This window comes from Pontibacter amylolyticus (assembly GCF_014638845.1).
GTDB classification, from domain to species: Bacteria; Bacteroidota; Bacteroidia; order Cytophagales; family Hymenobacteraceae; genus Pontibacter; species Pontibacter amylolyticus.
On record NZ_BMFP01000001.1, the window covers coordinates 416,509 to 433,007 of the forward strand.

Annotated in this window: 15 protein-coding genes; 8 read left to right on the forward strand and 7 right to left on the reverse strand. The window is 49.5% G+C overall.

The features are described from left to right. The first annotated feature begins 126 nt into the window (after positions 1-126). Positions 127-2,037 carry an LTA synthase family protein gene (locus IEV97_RS01800; protein ID WP_188499791.1) on the forward strand — a complete coding sequence of 637 codons (1,911 nt, stop codon included), beginning with the start codon at positions 127-129 and terminating at the stop codon, positions 2,035-2,037. 3 nt (positions 2,038-2,040) lie between these two features. On the opposite strand, the gene IEV97_RS01805 is transcribed toward IEV97_RS01800, so the two are convergent. Continuing rightward, the gene (locus tag IEV97_RS01805) at positions 2,041-2,493 is read right to left on the reverse strand and encodes a type I restriction enzyme HsdR N-terminal domain-containing protein (RefSeq protein WP_188499792.1); all 453 of its coding nucleotides are present in this window, start codon (positions 2,491-2,493) and stop codon (positions 2,041-2,043) included. Between the two features lie 89 nt (positions 2,494-2,582). Here IEV97_RS01805 and IEV97_RS01810 point away from each other — a divergent pair, with 89 nt between their 5' ends. Beyond that, positions 2,583-3,356 carry an AMP nucleosidase gene (locus IEV97_RS01810; RefSeq protein ID WP_188499793.1) on the forward strand — a complete coding sequence of 258 codons (774 nt, stop codon included), beginning with the start codon at positions 2,583-2,585 and terminating at the stop codon, positions 3,354-3,356. Between the two features lie 8 nt (positions 3,357-3,364). Next, a complete protein-coding gene (locus IEV97_RS01815; RefSeq protein ID WP_188499794.1) occupies positions 3,365-5,026 on the forward strand; it encodes an amidohydrolase in 1,662 nt (553 codons plus the stop codon). Positions 5,027-5,375: 349 nt separating this feature from the next. Here IEV97_RS01815 and IEV97_RS01820 read toward each other — a convergent pair whose 3' ends face one another. Genes IEV97_RS01820 through IEV97_RS01830 form a run of 3 tightly spaced genes read right to left on the reverse strand, consistent with a single transcriptional unit; the run spans position 5,376 to position 8,790 of the window. Then, a complete protein-coding gene (locus IEV97_RS01820; RefSeq protein ID WP_188499795.1) occupies positions 5,376-6,704 on the reverse strand; it encodes an MFS transporter in 1,329 nt (442 codons plus the stop codon). 25 nt (positions 6,705-6,729) lie between these two features. Beyond that, a complete protein-coding gene (locus tag IEV97_RS01825; protein ID WP_188499796.1) occupies positions 6,730-8,238 on the reverse strand; it encodes a hypothetical protein in 1,509 nt (502 codons plus the stop codon). A 54-nt stretch (positions 8,239-8,292) separates the two neighbouring features. Continuing rightward, positions 8,293-8,790, reverse strand: coding sequence for a hypothetical protein (locus IEV97_RS01830; RefSeq protein ID WP_188499797.1), 498 nt, complete (start codon positions 8,788-8,790; stop codon positions 8,293-8,295). A 111-nt stretch (positions 8,791-8,901) separates the two neighbouring features. On the opposite strand from IEV97_RS01830, the gene IEV97_RS01835 reads away from it, so the two are divergent. The 4 genes from IEV97_RS01835 (at position 8,902) to IEV97_RS01850 (ending at position 13,470) form a co-directional block, all read left to right on the forward strand. Continuing rightward, the gene (locus IEV97_RS01835; RefSeq protein ID WP_188499798.1) at positions 8,902-10,530 is read left to right on the forward strand and encodes an ABC transporter substrate-binding protein; all 1,629 of its coding nucleotides are present in this window, start codon (positions 8,902-8,904) and stop codon (positions 10,528-10,530) included. 7 nt (positions 10,531-10,537) lie between these two features. Then, the gene (locus IEV97_RS01840) at positions 10,538-11,920 is read left to right on the forward strand and encodes an ABC transporter permease (RefSeq protein ID WP_188499799.1); all 1,383 of its coding nucleotides are present in this window, start codon (positions 10,538-10,540) and stop codon (positions 11,918-11,920) included. Beyond that, positions 11,917-13,002: an ABC transporter permease gene (locus tag IEV97_RS01845; protein WP_188499800.1), complete on the forward strand. Its 1,086-nt coding sequence runs from the start codon at positions 11,917-11,919 to the stop codon at positions 13,000-13,002. Before IEV97_RS01840 ends, IEV97_RS01845 begins: the two co-directional genes overlap by 4 nt. A 213-nt stretch (positions 13,003-13,215) precedes the next feature. Further along, positions 13,216-13,470 (forward strand): hypothetical protein, encoded by a 255-nt coding sequence (locus IEV97_RS01850; RefSeq protein ID WP_188499801.1) that lies wholly within the window; start codon positions 13,216-13,218, stop codon positions 13,468-13,470. A 179-nt stretch (positions 13,471-13,649) separates the two neighbouring features. Here the strand turns inward: IEV97_RS01850 and IEV97_RS01855 are convergent, their stop codons facing one another. Next, a complete protein-coding gene (locus IEV97_RS01855) occupies positions 13,650-13,886 on the reverse strand; it encodes a hypothetical protein (protein ID WP_188499802.1) in 237 nt (78 codons plus the stop codon). Positions 13,887-14,164: 278 nt separating this feature from the next. Between IEV97_RS01855 and rlmH the strand changes: the two genes are divergently transcribed. Continuing rightward, the gene (gene rlmH / locus IEV97_RS01860) at positions 14,165-14,638 is read left to right on the forward strand and encodes a 23S rRNA (pseudouridine(1915)-N(3))-methyltransferase RlmH (protein WP_188499803.1); all 474 of its coding nucleotides are present in this window, start codon (positions 14,165-14,167) and stop codon (positions 14,636-14,638) included. 48 nt (positions 14,639-14,686) lie between these two features. Here the strand turns inward: rlmH and IEV97_RS01865 are convergent, their stop codons facing one another. Continuing rightward, on the reverse strand, positions 14,687-15,994 hold the full coding sequence (locus IEV97_RS01865; RefSeq protein WP_188499804.1) for a serine hydrolase domain-containing protein: 1,308 nt from the start codon (positions 15,992-15,994) through the stop codon (positions 14,687-14,689). Between the two features lie 76 nt (positions 15,995-16,070). Next, positions 16,071-16,472: a hypothetical protein gene (locus IEV97_RS01870; protein ID WP_188499805.1), complete on the reverse strand. Its 402-nt coding sequence runs from the start codon at positions 16,470-16,472 to the stop codon at positions 16,071-16,073. Positions 16,473-16,499 lie beyond the last annotated feature (27 nt).

Consider the following 16,499-nt stretch of genomic DNA (forward strand, 5'->3'; position numbering starts at 1 on the left):
TCGGGAAGGCGCTCATGTTTTAGGGAGTTTACCAAAAGCGCACCATTTTCGATATCTTTGTGTTTTAATGCCGGCCTGCCTCAACTTCAACGGTAGCCCATATGCCAAGACTCTCTATTCTGACTGATGTTTGACAGTTCATTTCAACTGCTGCTGCGCCGCTTAGGGCTCGTGTTTCTGCTCTATACCTTGCTGCGCGCCATTTTCTTTGTCTTCAACTTCGGCCACTTTGCCGAAGCCCCTGCCGGGGAGGTGGCGCTGGCTTTCGTGCATGGCCTCCGTTTCGACGTGGCGGCGCTCGTTATCATCAACTCGCTCTTTATACTCCTGTCATTGCTGCCGCATGGCAATTTGCAGCATCCCACCTTTCAGCGAACGCTACAGTGGCTATTTGTGCTCACTAACGCCCCTTTTATCGCGCTGGCGCTGGTTGATGTAGAGTTCTTTAAGTTTATCGGCCGACGGTCGGGCAACGAGGTGCTCACCATAACCGGCGATGTGCTGGGGCAACTCGGGCAGTTGGCCGGCTACTACTGGTACATGGGCCTTGTCTTTGCAGGATTGGTCTTCGCCATAGTCAAACTATACCCTACCGCTGCTGCTATACCTGAGCGGCGACCCGTGCTGTGGCAGCGCTACGTGCGCCTGCTGCTGGTGGCAGGCTTTGTGGTACTGGGTATCCGGGGAGGCATTCAACTAAAACCCTTGCGTCCGGCCCATGCTTTTGTGCACGAACATGCTTCGCTTGGGCATTTGTCGCTCAACACACCTTTTACCTTTATCAAGAGCATCGGTAAGGCTACTATAGAAGAGAAGCACTTTTATGGTTCCGACGAAGAGCTCCTGGCCAATCTGCCGGTAAAGCCGGGCAGGTATGCTTTACCTGCCGGAGAGCCGCTTCGGGAAAATGTGGTGCTAATCATCCTGGAAAGTTTCGCCTCGGAATACGTTGGAGCTCTGAACAACGGCGAAGGCTATACCCCCTTCCTGGATTCACTGGCTACCCAGGGACTGCTGTTCCGAAACAGCTTTGCCAATGGACGTAAATCCATCGAAGCGCTGCCTTCCATCCTGTCCGGCCTGCCTTCGCTCCTGCCCGATCCTTACATCACTTCGCCCTACCAGTCCAACACGATTTACAGTGCCGGGCATTTGCTGCGAAACGCCGGCTATACTACGGCCTTCTTCCACGGTGCGACTAATGGCACGATGGGCTTTAACCAGTATACCCAGATGGCAGGTATACAGCACTACTACGGCTTGGATGAATATCCTTCGGAACTCCGGGCAGCGCATTTTGACGGCAACTGGGGCATCTTTGACGAGCCCTACCTGCAGTACACGGTACAGGAAATGAGCAGATTTCAGCAGCCCTTCTTCAGTACGGTCTTCACGCTCAGCTCCCACCAGCCCTATACCGTGCCTGCCCAGTACAAAGGCAGATTCCCCAAGGGCGAGCTGGAGATACACGAGTCGGTGGGCTATGCCGATTACGCCCTGCGGGAGTTTTTTAAGGCAGCCTCTAAGCAACCCTGGTACGAAAACACGCTGTTCATACTGGTGGCCGACCACACCCAGAAAAGCATCCGGCCGGAATATCAGAACGAACTGGGCTATCACCGGGTACCGCTCCTGCTCTTTCATCCGGCCAAAAAGCTGCAGGTGGATGTACATAAGGTCACGCAGCATGCCGATATTCTGCCTACGATGGTGGATTACCTGCAACTGCCTACCGATAAACTGATGCTCTTTGGCCAGTCGGTGCTGGATAGTGCTGCTACCGGGCATGCGCTGCTTTACAACGGTGTTTCGTATTTTATGGTGCAGCAGGATGGCGTGGCTGAACTGACGGCAACTGATGAAGTACGCTTCCATACCTTCCCGGAACTGGCCCCTGCCCCAGTAGAGGATGCTACGCAGGGGCAGCAGTTGAAAGCTTATGTCCAGTACTTCAAAAACAAGATGCTCGCTAACGACCTTTATTTCTGGTCGCGCAAGGAATTAGACTCAACAGCAGGTATAGCCCGCAAAAAGTAAACGCTATACCTCCGCTCCGAAAGTTGGTATACCCTGCAAGGGCGTAAACTGGCGGGTCTCGAAATCGACTTCCCAGCAGTAGTGGTCCATGCCGTTGGTGATGACCACATACCTGGCCTGCAGCACCTGGTTGTAGACCGACACTTGCTTCACCACCTCCTGCGTGATGGGGACGTGCGCGGCTTTGCACTCCACCAGCAGGTAGGGCTTGCCCGACTGGTCGTAAACGCACATATCGGTGCGCTTCTGTAACTTGTTGTAGGTAGTGCCGCGTTCTATACTGATGAGGCTTTTCGGATAACGGTGCGTGCCAATCAGGAAATGCACAAAATGCTGTCGCACCCACTCCTCCGGTGTCAGCAATACATATTTGCGCCGTAAAGCGTCAAAAATCATGATATTAGCGCCAGAATGCTTAATTTTGTAGTCAAACGTCGGTAAGTTGAGCATTTCCATAAGGCAATTTACCAATTTTAAAGCCTCCGCCCCAGCAAACTCCCTTGCCAAGGCAGCTTTTTTATACCTATATTACTTATATTTAAAACATGAAGAGTAAAGAAGAGATCGTAAGCGACTGGTTGCCAAGGTATACCGGTGTGCCTTTAAATGAATTTGGCGAGTATATTCTGCTCACCAACTTCATCAACTACGTGCGTATGTTCGCCGACCGGTTCGGCGTGGAGATAAAGGGCCTGGACAAACCCATGCAGACGGCTACGGCCAATAACATCACCATCATCAACTTTGGCATGGGAAGCGCCATGGCAGCTACGGTGATGGACCTCCTATCCTCCATCAAGCCAAAAGCGGCCCTGTTCCTGGGCAAGTGCGGCGGGTTGAAAAGAAAAACAGCCATCGGTGACCTGATCCTGCCTATCGCGGCCATCCGCGGCGAGGGTACATCCGATGACTATCTGCCACCAGAAATCCCGGCTTTGCCTTCGTTCCGTCTACAGCGTGCCGTTTCGTCCATGATCAAAAAGCACGAGATGGACTACTGGACCGGCACGGTATACACTACTAACCGCCGCGTTTGGGAGCACGACGAAGACTTCAAAGAGTACCTGCGGCAGATCCGCGCCATGGGCATTGACATGGAAACGGCTACGATCTTTACTGTCGGCTTTATCAACGAAATTCCCCACGGCGCGCTGCTGCTCGTGTCGGACAACCCGATGATTCCGGAAGGTGTGAAGACCTCGGAAAGCGACAAGCTCGTGACGACCAATTATGTAGAAAAGCACCTGAGCATCGGCATCGACTCCCTGATCGAACTGATCAACTCTGGCGAATCGGTGAAACACATGCGTTTTGAATAAACAGATACATGAAAAAAACACTACGCTCCTTTGCAGCCGGCACCCTGCTGGGCCTCACTCTCCTGAGCAGCTGCAACACCAGTACTACCGGCAGCGAGTCGGTTGACCTGATCGTGTACAACGGCAACGTGTACACCGTGAACGAGAACTTCGACCAGGCCGAGGCCTTTGCTGTGAAAGACGGCAAGATCGTGGCCGTAGGTACGACAGCCGACATCCGGGCCAGGTATAGCGCCACCGAAGAACTTGACGCCGAAGGGAAGACCATCTATCCTGGTCTGAATGACGGACACGCCCACTTTTACCGCTATGGGCTGGCGCTGCAGTCGGCTGATCTGGTGGGTACCACCTCATTTAAGGAAGTAGTGCAGAAAGTAGTGGAGCAGCAAAAGGCCTACCCGGAGGCGGACTGGATCACAGGCCGCGGCTGGGACCAGAACGACTGGGGGGTGAAGGAATTCCCGACCAAAGACACCCTGGACCAGCTCTTCCCGAACACGCCCATCATCCTCACCCGCATAGACGGTCATGCTGCGCTCGTGAACCAGAAAGCTCTGGACCTGGCCGGCATTACGCCGCAAACCAAAATGGTGGGCGGTCTGGTGGAAGTGGAAGGCGGCAAAATGACGGGCATCCTGGTCGACAATGCTATTGAACTGGTGAGCTCCAAAATACCGGAGCCCGATGAGCAGGAACAGCGCCAGGCACTGATCAACGCTGAGAAAAACTGCTTTGCCGTGGGCCTTACATCCGTAGCCGACGCCGGTCTGGACAAGTCCACGGTGGATTTAATGGATGCCATGCACAAAAGTGGTGAGCTGCGGATGCGTGTGTACGCCATGATGAGCCCGGGCAAAGTTAACCAGGACCACTATTTTGCGAACGGGCCTTATAAGACCGATCGTCTGAATGTGCGCTCCTTTAAGGTATACTCTGATGGTGCATTGGGCTCCCGTGGTGCTAGCCTCCTGAAGCCTTATAGTGATAAGCATGGTCATTTTGGTTTCCTGCTGGCCTCTGAGCAGGAGTTCCGTGACTTGGCCGCGCTAATGAATCAGCATGGTTTCCAGATGAACACGCACGCCATCGGCGACTCTGCCAACCGGCTGCTGCTCGACATCTACGGTGAGGTGCTGAAAGAAAAAAACGACAAGCGCTGGCGTATAGAGCACGCCCAGATCATCAACCCTGCTGATATGGACAAATTTGGCAGGTATAGCGTGCTGCCATCCGTGCAGCCCACGCATGCTACGTCTGATATGTATTGGGCGGGTGATCGCCTGGGCAAAGAACGTATCGCGCACGCCTACCCTTTCAAGCAACTGCTCGACCAGAACGGCTACATCCCGCTTGGCAGTGATTTCCCAGTAGAGGACATTAACCCGGTCTTTGGCTTCCATGCAGCAGTGGCCCGTCAGGATGGTGAGAACTGGCCGGAAGGTGGCTTCCAGATGGAGAATGCCCTGAGCCGTGAAGAAGCCCTGCGCGGCATGACGATCTGGGCAGCGAAAGCCGCTTTTGAAGAAAACGAGAAAGGCAGCCTTGAGCCCGGCAAGTTCGCCGATTTCATCCTCGTAGACCGCGACCTGATGAAAGTACCGAACGACCAGATGCGCGGCCTGCAGGTACTCCGCACTTATGTGAATGGCGTGCAGGTATATAAGAAGTAAATTGAGTTGAGGAGTTTGGGAGTTAAAAAGTGAAATGTGACGACGTTATATTTTAACTTCGTGCTAAGGTGGCAAACGGCTTCAGGAACAGGTATAAATACTGACCTCTCGTAGGGACAGGTCGCGACCTGTCCTAATCATGCAACAGAATAGTCTGAATCAATAGTCTGAATCAGGATTTACAGGATTAAAGGATTAACAGGATTCGGAATTTATAATAAAAGGATTCGATTTAAATTCTCTATGCGGAAATCCTGAAAATCTTAAAATCCTGTAAATCCTGATTCAGACAAACAGAAACGGCAGCCATATTGGGCTGCCGTTTCTGTTTTGTATACCTTCGCTATACCTAGCTTGCTACTGCCTCGGCTTCACTCTGCGGTTCCAGCGATTTCTTGCCTTTGATCAGCGACAGGAAGATCAGGCCGAGGGCGAAGAAAACGATCAGCGCGAGTATGCTGTAGCGCATAGAACCGGTTACCTGAGCAATGGCGCCATAGGCCAGCGTACCGAGCATGATAGAGACCTTTTCCGTGATGTCGTAAAAACTGAAATAGGATGCATGGTCTTTGGTAGTGGCCGGAATCAATTTGGAGTAAGTAGAGCGGGAAAGTGACTGTATACCTCCCATGACCGAACCCACCACAGCTGCCAGTACATAAAACTCATAGGCAGTGGTTATGAAATAAGCCGCGATGCAGATGCAGATCCAGATGATCACGGCGATGATCAAAGCCCTGATGTTGCCATACCTAGCTGAAAGAGCAGCAAAGCCGTAGGCACCCGCAATGGCTACCAACTGAATGATCAGGATAGTGATGATCAGGTTGTCGCTTGGCAGCTTCAGTTCCTCTATCCCGAAAATAGTGGCCACATACATCACGGTCTGCACCCCCATGTTAAAGAAGAAATAAGCCAACAGGTAGCGCTTCAGCAGGCGCAGTTCTTTCACCTGGTTCAGCACTTTTTTGAGCTCCTTCACCCCATTCAGTACCCAACTGCCCTGCGGATTTTTCTGATAGACATTGGCTGGCAAGTGGTAGAAGGTATACTGCGCAAAGCCAAACCACCAAAGTCCGGTAGTCAGGAAAGCGACGCGGGGTGCCAAGCTGGTGTTGTCTGCGGCAATGCCAAACCATTCGGGCTTCAGGATCATGGCCAGATTGAAGAGAAGCAACAGCACGCTGCCTACATAGCCCATCGCAAATCCGCGGGCACTCAGGCGGTCATACTGATCTTCGGTGGCGATTTCGGGCAGGTATGAGTTGTAGAACACAATGCTACCGGTAAAGCCAATGGACGCCAGCATGAACAAAACAACCGAGATCGAAAACGTCTCCCTTGTAAAGAAGAACAGACTGGCACAAGAGATAGAACCCACGTAACAGAACAGCTGCATAAAGAGCTTCTTGCGCCCGCTGTAGTCGGCTATGGCCGTCAAAAAGGGGTTCATGAGCACGATCAGCAAAAAAGAGCCCGATACCGCATAAGAGAAAAGCACAGAGCTTTGAAGCTCCAACCCGAAGAAGTCGACCAGGGTAGTGCCTGTTACGGGGTGCTTGGAAACCGCGCTGTAATAGATTGGAAAGATCGTGGAGATAATGACGAGCGAGTACACCGAGTTGGCCCAATCATACACGCACCAGGCTCTGGTAATGGTAGGGTTATTTTTTTGCATAGCTGAAATATAGCAAAATATTTACTCAGCGTGTGCGTGCCTTCGTACTTGCTTCTTCTTTTGCCAGAATCTGCAGAATCAGATCCCACAAATGCTCGTACGGCACGATCTCGATTTCAGCATAGGCATCTCCGGGAGCGGGCGTGTCCAATAACTTCTTATAAAGTGATTCGCCTTTCGTCCGGCAAGCCTCCGCATCGTAGTCTTCCGTTACGGTGAGCACCAGCAGTTTTAAAAAGAGCTTACTTCGCAAACTAAAGGCATCTTTCAAGTGCGTAGAGACATATTTCTTAATGCTTTCGATGCGGTATAGCAGCGCCTCGGTTTCGCCCTTCTCAAGCAAATAAATAAACTGCAGCGTGAGAATGGCTACGTTGAAACCCAGTTTGTCCTTGCTGTACTCAGGCAGCGAAAGCAGGTATGGGTTGTTGGCTTCCCCTTCCGGGACAGTTGCCTGCGAGTATACCAGCCTGAAATACGAACGGTACAGTATCCAGCGTTCTTTGGCAATTGTGGGGATGATGTGGAACGATGAATTATCGAATATCTTCCGCTGCAATATATCTCCAAGCTCATAATGCTGTGCGTGTACAGCCAGCAGAAAGTAGTTCTCCATATAGGAGAACCAGTTTACTGAAGTCGGATTATAGAGAAGTAAATTCTTTTCTGCATATGCCAATCCGTCTGTATAGTCCTTCGCCCTTAAGTGAGCGTACACCATGATGAAATTGTTATAGGTCAGATCGAAACGTTGCACATTGATTTTGTTATGATCAACCAGCCTAAGAGCATCTACCGTTATTGCAATGATTTCTTTGAAATTGCCCTCAAGTTCATGGTACCAGATATAGGTTCTGTAGTAGGCGTAATAGGAGCTAAACGTGCCGGAACCCTTCCATAGTTTTTCCAGTTTCTCAATAATTCCAGGTAGTTGAGGTAGAAACTCCTTTCTGGTCTTAGTTGACTTACGCAGCTGAACAGTTGCATGCTGAAACATAGACACTGCTTCCCGCTCCATAACAAAATGCCTCATCGCGGCTTTAAGTTCTTCCTGGGCTGCAGTAAACTTCTTTATAAAACCCTGCTCAGAGTAACTCAGGCTCAGTAACTCCAAGGCAGAAACTTTCAAATCAGTAAAGTCAAACTCTTGCGCTATCATCAATGCTTTAGTTGCCAGATTGATCACCAGGTCAAACTCATAGCGTGCACGCACAATATTTGCCTGGTAGATGAGACTATTACACTGAATCTCCTTTTGGCGTACGTGGTTGGCTGTGACTTTTTGCGGGTTTACGTAATTTAGCTCGTTAAAAAGCTTCTTTTTAACCCGATGCTTTAGCATCTTATACCTTACATCGTTGGGGTTAGTGTTATAAAGATCTTTTGCCGCCTGCTCATCAGATGTGTAGTGCCCAAGCTCTATTCCCTGTATAAACTTCTTTTCCTTTATACTTTGCTTGGGCACATCAAGCAGCCCAGTTTCTGCCTGACTACAGGAAAGAACAATCTCTATCAATTTTTTAATTTCCTTCATGCAAAAGATCAACTAAAATTCTATATATTAGAAATCTATTACCCCTGAAACACGTTAAAGAAGCACTAAATACTGCCATTTTCTCACAATTTCAGTCCTAAAGTAACATACTAATGTTACCTTTTGGAAATTTATTAGATAGTAATATATGAATATTAATCTTAAAAGCCATTGATTTATATTATTTATTGATTTATTTATATTATATATTGCCATATTGATAGTTACCTTTATATAAATACTTTCTTTTCTTTCCACTTTTTCTGTGTGAATCTTTGTTACACTATAAACCGATTTAACCCTAGAAATCATGGCAACTATCATCATCACTATCGTTCTGAATGTTCTGCTTGGCACTCCTACTGAAACTATTAAAGAGCAGGATAAGAGCACTACTACTACAACAACAACGACTACCACTACCACTACCCCTGAGACCATGAACTCCATGGGTGGTTCAGGCACATGGGTTAATATTGAGAAATAGACCTTTGGGTTGTTCTTGAGATCTGCCTCATTTTCTCTATATTGCCATTGCCTTATTTTGGTCAAAGGGCACGATACATAATGCGGAGAACTCAAGCATTTCTATTTTTCTTACTTGCACTACTACTAAATTTTTGCGGTCAGCCGGTTCGGCAGCCTGATGAGGTACGCCTGCGTATGGCTATAGACCCAGGGAGCCTTAGTCCCATTGGCTATACCTCGCTGGAAGCTTTGCAGGTAATTAATCTGCTTTACCAAAGCCTGCTGACTGTAGATCTTGAAGATAACACATTGAAGCCAGGCCTTGCCTCCGCTTTTCCGGAAGTGGAGCGCAAGGACTCGCTTACTTTTTTCCATTACCAGCTTCGCCCTCAAGCCGAGTGGCCCAATGGGAGCCCCGTTACTGCACAAGACGTGGCCTTCACCCTGAAGGTGCTCAAGTCTCCTTTCATCCGAAATGAGAACCTCCGCTCACAGTTGGAGTTTATACAGGATATACAACTCGATCCATCTGACCCCGGCAGATTTACACTGGTTTGCCAGGGCTATACGCCTGAAATGCAACTGCTAACCGGCGACTTCTTTATCCTGCCCTCCTACCTCCTGGATCCGCAACAGGCATTCAATGCTATCCCTTTGTCCGCCTTATCCTCGGCTGACAGCACTCAATATAACACAGAACGTATAAGAGCTGTGGCGGAACGCTGCAACAGGCTGGGTTCCCCTGAAAGCAAGGATATCTCGCAGGGAAGCGCCGGCTACCAACTAGCCGAGTGGGCTACAGGGCAGTACATCGTGCTGAAACAAAAGGAGAACTGGTGGGGAAAAAACGCGGGAAGCGCTGACAGTTACCTCACTGCCAACCCAGAGCAGATCAATTTTCAGATTATACCTGACAATACCACTGCACTCCTGGCCCTTAAAAACGCACAGCTTGATGTGCTGGACAACATTCCGGTTAATGAATTCGATCAGCTCCAGCGGGATGAAAACTTCCTGAAAAACTACGACCTCCATACGCCACAGGGCTATGATCTGATTTACGCTGCCATCAATTCGCGCAAACCGGCTTTCCGCGACAAGCGCACCCGCCAGGCCATCTCCCACCTGCTCGACGTGCCGGGTATGATCCGGGTGAGCCAGCAATCGTTCGCAACACCGACAGTAGGCCCCATACCTCCTGACCGGAAAGACCTGTACCACCCGCAACTGCAGCCCCGCCCTTACGACCCCGTACAGGCCACTACCCTGCTGAAAGCCGCCGGCTGGATACAGGAGCGGAACGGCTGGTACCGGAACATCAATGGCCAGCGCGAGGACCTGCGTATTGAATTGCTCTACAGGGCAGGCAATACGGCGTATGAGCAAATGGCCCTGATCTTCCAGCAACACGCTGGCAAAGCCGGTATACCTGTTACCTTGCTGCCGCTAGAGGGAAACGTTTATAGCCAAAGGATAGACCAACGGGACTACGACATGCACTTCAGAGGCATATCGGGCAATCCGTTTGTTTTCAATTTCAAGCCGTTGTTTCACACAAGCTTTGCCGGACCGGGCGGGCTTAACACCACCGGCTTTGGTACCCCTGAAAGCGACCAACTCCTGAACCAGATCAACGAAGCCGAAAGCGAAGCGAACAAGGCCCGGCTTCTGCACCGGTTACAGGAGATCATACAGGAGGAAGCCGCCTTTCTGCCGCTCTATTTCAGAAAAGAGCGAATTGCCATACACAGCAGGTTCACAAATACCAAGGTGTCGGGCGTGCGCCCTTACTACGACCTGAGTTCGTTTATGCTAAAGCCTTAACCGTGCCATGGCCAATTTTGTATTCAGGCGGCTACTCCTGGCTATCCCTACACTTTGGTTTATTGCATCTGCCATTTTTTTGCTGAGCAAGCTAATGCCCGGCGCATTTGGGAGCGCCCACCTGGCACAGCAGGAAGCCGGCTACTACAGTCGCAGCGATGCCGCCTCGCGCGACCACAGCTACCGGCAGTTTTTAAAGACCACCGGGCAGGACCTGCCGCTCTTTTATTTCAGTATTACATCCGCCGCCTTTCCCGACACCCTGCACCGGGTCTTCCCGGAGCGTGACCGTGCCTTCCTCCAAAAACTTTCCTGGCAGTATGGCGATCCGGAAGCAGCTGCCCTGTTTTTCCGAAGCCTGAAGACGTTAGAAGCAAGCCTCTCTGAGTCGGAGCGCCAACAGGTGCAGGAGCATCTCTTTAGGATCTATAGTCATGAGGACGCTGCCGGACTTCAGCAGGCTACGACAGCTATAGCTTCGCAACTGCCCTCGTCCAGGCACTCGCAGCGCCAGATGCTAGAAAGCAGTGAACGTCTATTGGCAGGTTCTCGGGGCTATACCTATCTTTTGCCATCGGTGCAGTGGCATGGCGCTCAAAATCAATACCACCATTGGCTATCCGGCTTGCTCCAGGGTAGTCTGGGCACTTCGTTACGGGATGGGCGCCCGGTGGCCACAGTGCTGGGAGAAGCGATCGGAAACACCTGGTGGCTGCTGCTGGTGAGTATGCTGTTTGCCACTTTGCTGGCCATGGAACTGGCCATCCTGATGGTGCGCCGCTCAGGCCGTATCTGGCGCAGCACGTTTCTTCCCGCGCTATTCCTGCTCGACAGTGTTCCGCTGTTTGTACTGGCTATGCTATTGCTAGTGTTGTTGGCAAATCCGGCTTTTTTGCAGCTCTTCCCGGTATACGGCATGGGTTATTACAGCTCCTTCGATCAGAGTTGGGTAGCGCAGCTCAGTCAATGGCTGCAGTTTATGGCGCTCCCGATGATCTGCCTGGTGCTGGCCAATTTACCTTACCTCACCAATCAGTTCTACCAGGCACTGGCGGCGGTGGCGGGTCAGGACTACATCCGTACGGCCCGTGCAAAAGGCCTTTCAGAGCATCGCGTCATTCGCCGGCACATGCTGCGCAACGCCCTGCTTCCCGTTATCACCCTGTTGTCAGATTTTCTGCCTGCCATGGTAGCAGGGGCCGTCATCATCGAAACTATTTTTGCTATACCTGGCGTGGGCCGCTTGCTCATTGACGCGGTGCTGGCGCGTGACTACCCCGTCATAATGGGCATCGTGGTGATAGTGGCCGTATTCAGATTGCTGTCGCACCTGATCGCTGACTTGCTGTACGCCCTAGCCGATCCACGCATACGCTCGCACGCAGCATGAAGAACCTTTGGCACATAGCGCATGCATTGTGGCAAACGGCTCCGGCTTTTCGACTGGCCTTGCTATACCTTGTGTTGCTGGCTGCAGTTGCGCTGGCGCTGCCCTGGCTGCCGCTTGCCTATGGCCCAAACGAACTGGACCTGGAACAGATCTACCAGGCGCCTTTTGGGTGGGAAACTGAGACGGACAAGTCCCGGCACTGGCTTGGAACGGATGGTTTGGGACGCGATGTGCTGTCCAATATACTGTATGGCGCCCGTACAGCCTTTACCATCAGTTTGCCTGTTATGGCACTCGCCAGCCTGATCGGCCTGACGCTCGGCGCCATGGCAGGGCTTTATGGCAACCGCCGCCTATACCTGAGCCGGGCACTGCTGGCGGCTTTGCTCATCGGATTGTTAACTTTCGCTTATTACGGTATCTACCTTCCGACTTTACTCTTCAGTCAGGGCGCTGACTACGCTGATTTCCTCCTGACAGGTATAGCTGCTGTCTTATTCAGTTTGCTACTGGTACTCGCCCTGACACCGCTTTTCAAACGACTTCCATACCTTAAGAAAAAGTCTCCTTTCCCGACTGACGAACTGCTGCTAAGGCTGATTGAAGTGCAGACCAGTATTCCGAGGCTTGTGCTGATATTGGTGTTGGCGGCCATCGTACCACCTACGTTGCTGGCTTTGTCTGTTTTGCTGGTGCTTACCTTCTGGACGGGAACGGCGCGCCTGGCCAGGGCGGAGATGCTGCGCATCAGGGAGCTACCCTTTTTCGAGGCTGCGACCAGCCTGGGGTATACACAAAAGCGCCTCTTGGTTCGCCATGCACTACCGCACCTGCTGAGACCGGTGCTGGTTGCTTTTTCTTTTGGCCTGGCCGGTTTGCTGATGCTGGAGTCCACGCTTTCTTTCCTGAACATTGGCGTGAGCACCGACCTGGTTAGCTGGGGAAGGATGATAGCAGGTATTCGCACCAATACAGCCGCTTGGTGGCTCGTCGCTATACCTGGTGCCGTACTCTCGCTGACCGTGCTGGCCTTACAAACATTCAGCTACTATGTACTGCGCACTCTTCAAAATAAAAAGTGATTGCTCCTTGTTACCTTTTAGCATCTTTCGTCAAAAACCCACCACCCAAGGAGCTTTATAAGCGATCAAAGTCAACCAATCGCCTGAACAATATAATTATTTCATATACAGGCACTATATAATACAAGTTACTTCCTGCAAATATCTTTCCTGTGTTAGGAGATGGCTTAGCTGTAACATTGTATCAATCTAAACCAAACCACAGCCTGACATATGAAAACCTACGAAAACACAGCGGCCAATCCAACACAGCACGTTGGCAGCCGCAACTACTTAAAATCAGTAAAGCCCGTTACCCAAGGCGAAGACTCGCTTGAGTACTCAACGATTGATGGGGAGGTGATCAATTCGACTTTAGGGACGGATGCGGTGAAGAAAGGAACCGGTCTGTTTATAGGCGAGTATTTTGTAGGTATACTTGACTCGCTCTCCTCCGGAATGAGTAACGTGCCCTACCTACGCTACTAATATCAGCCACCAAGGACGCTACACCTTGGGAATAGAATAGATAGAATAGTTTAGAATAGTTTAGTTTAGAATAGAATAATATTGAATTGATAATACTAGTGTTGGTTGTTTGTGTTTAGATTAGGCATTTGCCCTGCAGTCTCCTGCAGGGCATTTGTTTTTCAACCTATCCGATGGGCTTATACCCAACCTTTGCGCTCACTGAAGTGGTTACAACCAAACTGTGCGCCTGTGATCATCTCAAATCTCCTAGGCTTTTTGTCTTCCGGTCCTTCGTGGACCAACGGCAGTACATAAGCCGGCTCCAAGGCGTGCTGGCCGGTTAGCTCGTCACACAAACCAAATTCATTGCTTTGCAGTTGCACTTTGTTTTGGTCTTGTTCCCAGTGGTTGCAGTTGTTGCATATCGCTTCCATATCTATATAATTTAAGTCTCACATTGTTATTACTCTTCCTTTTTACCTGCCTTTACCCGCTGCAGGTTGCATACAACCCCTGTTATTCAGTAATTTAGAATAAGGCTAAACAATGCCACCCTGCTAAATTTTCAGATGTACCTTGGAGCGGGAGTTGCGTGCAGTAGGATAAAATGGGGATCAAACCTTTTCTGCTCAAAGCATTACTATACCTGAGTCAAGGCAGGACTGGTTGCATCGCAGCGTAATAAGACCGAAATTCGCGGAAAAAGCGCTACATGAAAATCAAACTCATTGCGATCGGCAAAACAGACGAGGCATTTCTGGAGGAAGGTATACAAAAGTATATGAAACGGCTGAAGCACTACCATCCCTTCGAGTTTACGATCATACCTGACGTGAAGCAGGGCGGCAAATTCACGGCTGAAAACCTGAAAGAGGCAGAAGGCAAACTGCTGCTTCAAAAGATACAGGATGGCGACCACGTGGTGCTGCTCGACGAGCAGGGCAAAACCTTTACCTCTACGGAGTATGCCCACTACCTGCAAAAGAAACTCAACTCCGTTACCACCAACCTGGTCTTCATTATCGGGGGAGCTTACGGCTTCTCACCCGCCATCTACGAGCGGGCAAACGATAAAATCTCGCTTTCCAAAATGACGTTCTCGCACCAGATGGTTCGCCTGTTTTTCGTGGAGCAGCTATACCGTGGATTTACGATCCTGAGGGGCGAGAAGTATCACCATGATTAAGATTGGTTATAGTTTTGTGCGCGAGGAGAACAAGGCGTTGGCGCGGCTTTACTCATGTGCCGTGTTGTAAGCAGTCGTTTTATTTTCTTTAGTCAAAAGAGAGAGCAACTTACATAAATATGCATTTTCCTTTACTACGTCTTTCTGCATATTCCATTCCTGCAAAATAACAGCTACAACATTTTCTTCTGGCAGAATCAAGATGTGTTGCCCCCCTTTACCTCTGGCTGTGTATTTAAGGTTACCGTTATAGTCTAGAAGCCACCACGAGTAACCATACCCCACTTCCTCATAGCAGTCTAAGGTTCTAAATGATTTACTCTCATTGGTATAGTTGGTGAAGCTCTTATCCACCCAGGAAGAATCCAAAAGCTGCACCCCATTAACTTTCCCTTTATTAAGGTATAACTCTCCGAACCTAGCGAGGTCTCTTGCCGTGAAATAAGTCTCGTCTCCGCCAGCATAGTAGCCATCCACTTTCCGCCAAAAGCCGCATTGGATACCGAGTGGTTTGAACAGATTCTCCTGGGCAAACTCTTTTGTAGTTGTTTTAGACGCCTTCGTGATCATAGCGGAAAGAACCATCTGAGACCCTGTGAAGTATTTAAACTCCTGCCCCAGTTTATTCTCAGAAACCTCCTCCTTTAGTATCACTTGCTCAACACTATGTGGCCCATCCCAACCTGTAAATCCACCCCGCATGGACAATAAATGGGCTACTGTTAATTTTTCCTTATGCAGATTCTGTTCACTCTTCTGGTACTCAGGAAAGAACGGCATTACATAATCGTTTTCGGATTGGAGATAACCCCTCTGAATTGATAAGCCAGTCAGGGCTGACATGATGCTTTTAGTAACAGAATGCACGTTGAATGCGCTATACCTGGTAGCACCTTTCTGATATTTCTCTACCACTAACTTGCCATCTTTGATTACTACAAGCCCCCTTAGCCTATCCCAGCCTTCAATTTCTCTAAGATATTGCTCTAAGTCTTCCTGATTGTATCCTGCACTTGCTGGAGTGGCAGTTTGCCATTTGTAAGGCTCGTGGCTGACTTCAAAAGATTGTGAAGTTGTAAAGGGCATTGAAAGATTGAGGGGATGCCACTCCAGGAAGTAGTTCATGCTATTGACTACAATTAACAAAGTGGCTGCTGATGCCAGGCCCAGAAACAATTTCTTTAGTCGATGCTTTTTCCAAATTACTACTACTGCTGTGAATAGCAGTATCAGTAAAACCAACACATACTCAATGGCATTTGGGTAAGGTAAGATAAAGTAGTCATCCTTAATTTTGTAGGAGACACCTATAAATAGCCCAGTAAGAAGTAAAAAGGTGATGCATAGGTTTTTCATTTAGTTTTGGATTACTTACAACGTATTTATGTAAACTGCGGCGAGGCCGTCGGCCGAGGCTGGCTTTTACTCTTTGTTAGGTGCTGGCTTTCTTTACTTTTTCGTTGAAGTAATCTTTAAGCATCTTAAATTCGTCTTCAGATGATTTTAATGGCGCGATTAGGATTTCTAAATATTGGTCGACATCCTGATTTTTTACCAGAGTTTCAATTTCTTTCTCTGATAAATCGTCTATTCTTTTCCTTAAAGACAAACCTGCCGCGCTTTTAAATTTAAATTCAGGCTCCTGTCCTGCTTTGATATAACCTTTATTAATTGATTCCTCCCAGAATTCTTTGTGGACTTTTTTATAGATTTCAGCAATAAAGGGACTTCCTACAAACTCACGAAATTCGTAGAAATCTAAATCTTCCTGAAACTTAATCTTCCCGAGAAGCCTGTGCAAAGCATTGAGCTCACCGTAATCTTCTATTTTCATATTTTATAGCTTGCACCTAACGGTTGG

Bases quoted from the DNA above. Each gene is read 5' to 3' on its own strand.
- IEV97_RS01810 (WP_188499793.1), top strand. From the start codon at position 2,583: ATGAAGAGTAAAGAAGAGATCGTAAGCGACTGGTTGCCAAGGTATACC.
- IEV97_RS01800 (WP_188499791.1), top strand. From the start codon at position 127: ATGTTTGACAGTTCATTTCAACTGCTGCTGCGCCGCTTAGGGCTCGTG.
- IEV97_RS01865 (WP_188499804.1), bottom strand. From the start codon at position 15,994: ATGAAAAACCTATGCATCACCTTTTTACTTCTTACTGGGCTATTTATA.
- IEV97_RS01815 (WP_188499794.1), top strand. From the start codon at position 3,365: ATGAAAAAAACACTACGCTCCTTTGCAGCCGGCACCCTGCTGGGCCTC.
- rlmH (WP_188499803.1), top strand. From the start codon at position 14,165: ATGAAAATCAAACTCATTGCGATCGGCAAAACAGACGAGGCATTTCTG.
- IEV97_RS01855 (WP_188499802.1), bottom strand. From the start codon at position 13,886: ATGGAAGCGATATGCAACAACTGCAACCACTGGGAACAAGACCAAAAC.
- IEV97_RS01825 (WP_188499796.1), bottom strand. From the start codon at position 8,238: ATGAAGGAAATTAAAAAATTGATAGAGATTGTTCTTTCCTGTAGTCAG.
- IEV97_RS01845 (WP_188499800.1), top strand. From the start codon at position 11,917: ATGAAGAACCTTTGGCACATAGCGCATGCATTGTGGCAAACGGCTCCG.
- IEV97_RS01805 (WP_188499792.1), bottom strand. From the start codon at position 2,493: ATGGAAATGCTCAACTTACCGACGTTTGACTACAAAATTAAGCATTCT.
- IEV97_RS01850 (WP_188499801.1), top strand. From the start codon at position 13,216: ATGAAAACCTACGAAAACACAGCGGCCAATCCAACACAGCACGTTGGC.
- IEV97_RS01820 (WP_188499795.1), bottom strand. From the start codon at position 6,704: ATGCAAAAAAATAACCCTACCATTACCAGAGCCTGGTGCGTGTATGAT.
- IEV97_RS01870 (WP_188499805.1), bottom strand. From the start codon at position 16,472: ATGAAAATAGAAGATTACGGTGAGCTCAATGCTTTGCACAGGCTTCTC.
- IEV97_RS01840 (WP_188499799.1), top strand. From the start codon at position 10,538: ATGGCCAATTTTGTATTCAGGCGGCTACTCCTGGCTATCCCTACACTT.
- IEV97_RS01835 (WP_188499798.1), top strand. From the start codon at position 8,902: ATGGCTATAGACCCAGGGAGCCTTAGTCCCATTGGCTATACCTCGCTG.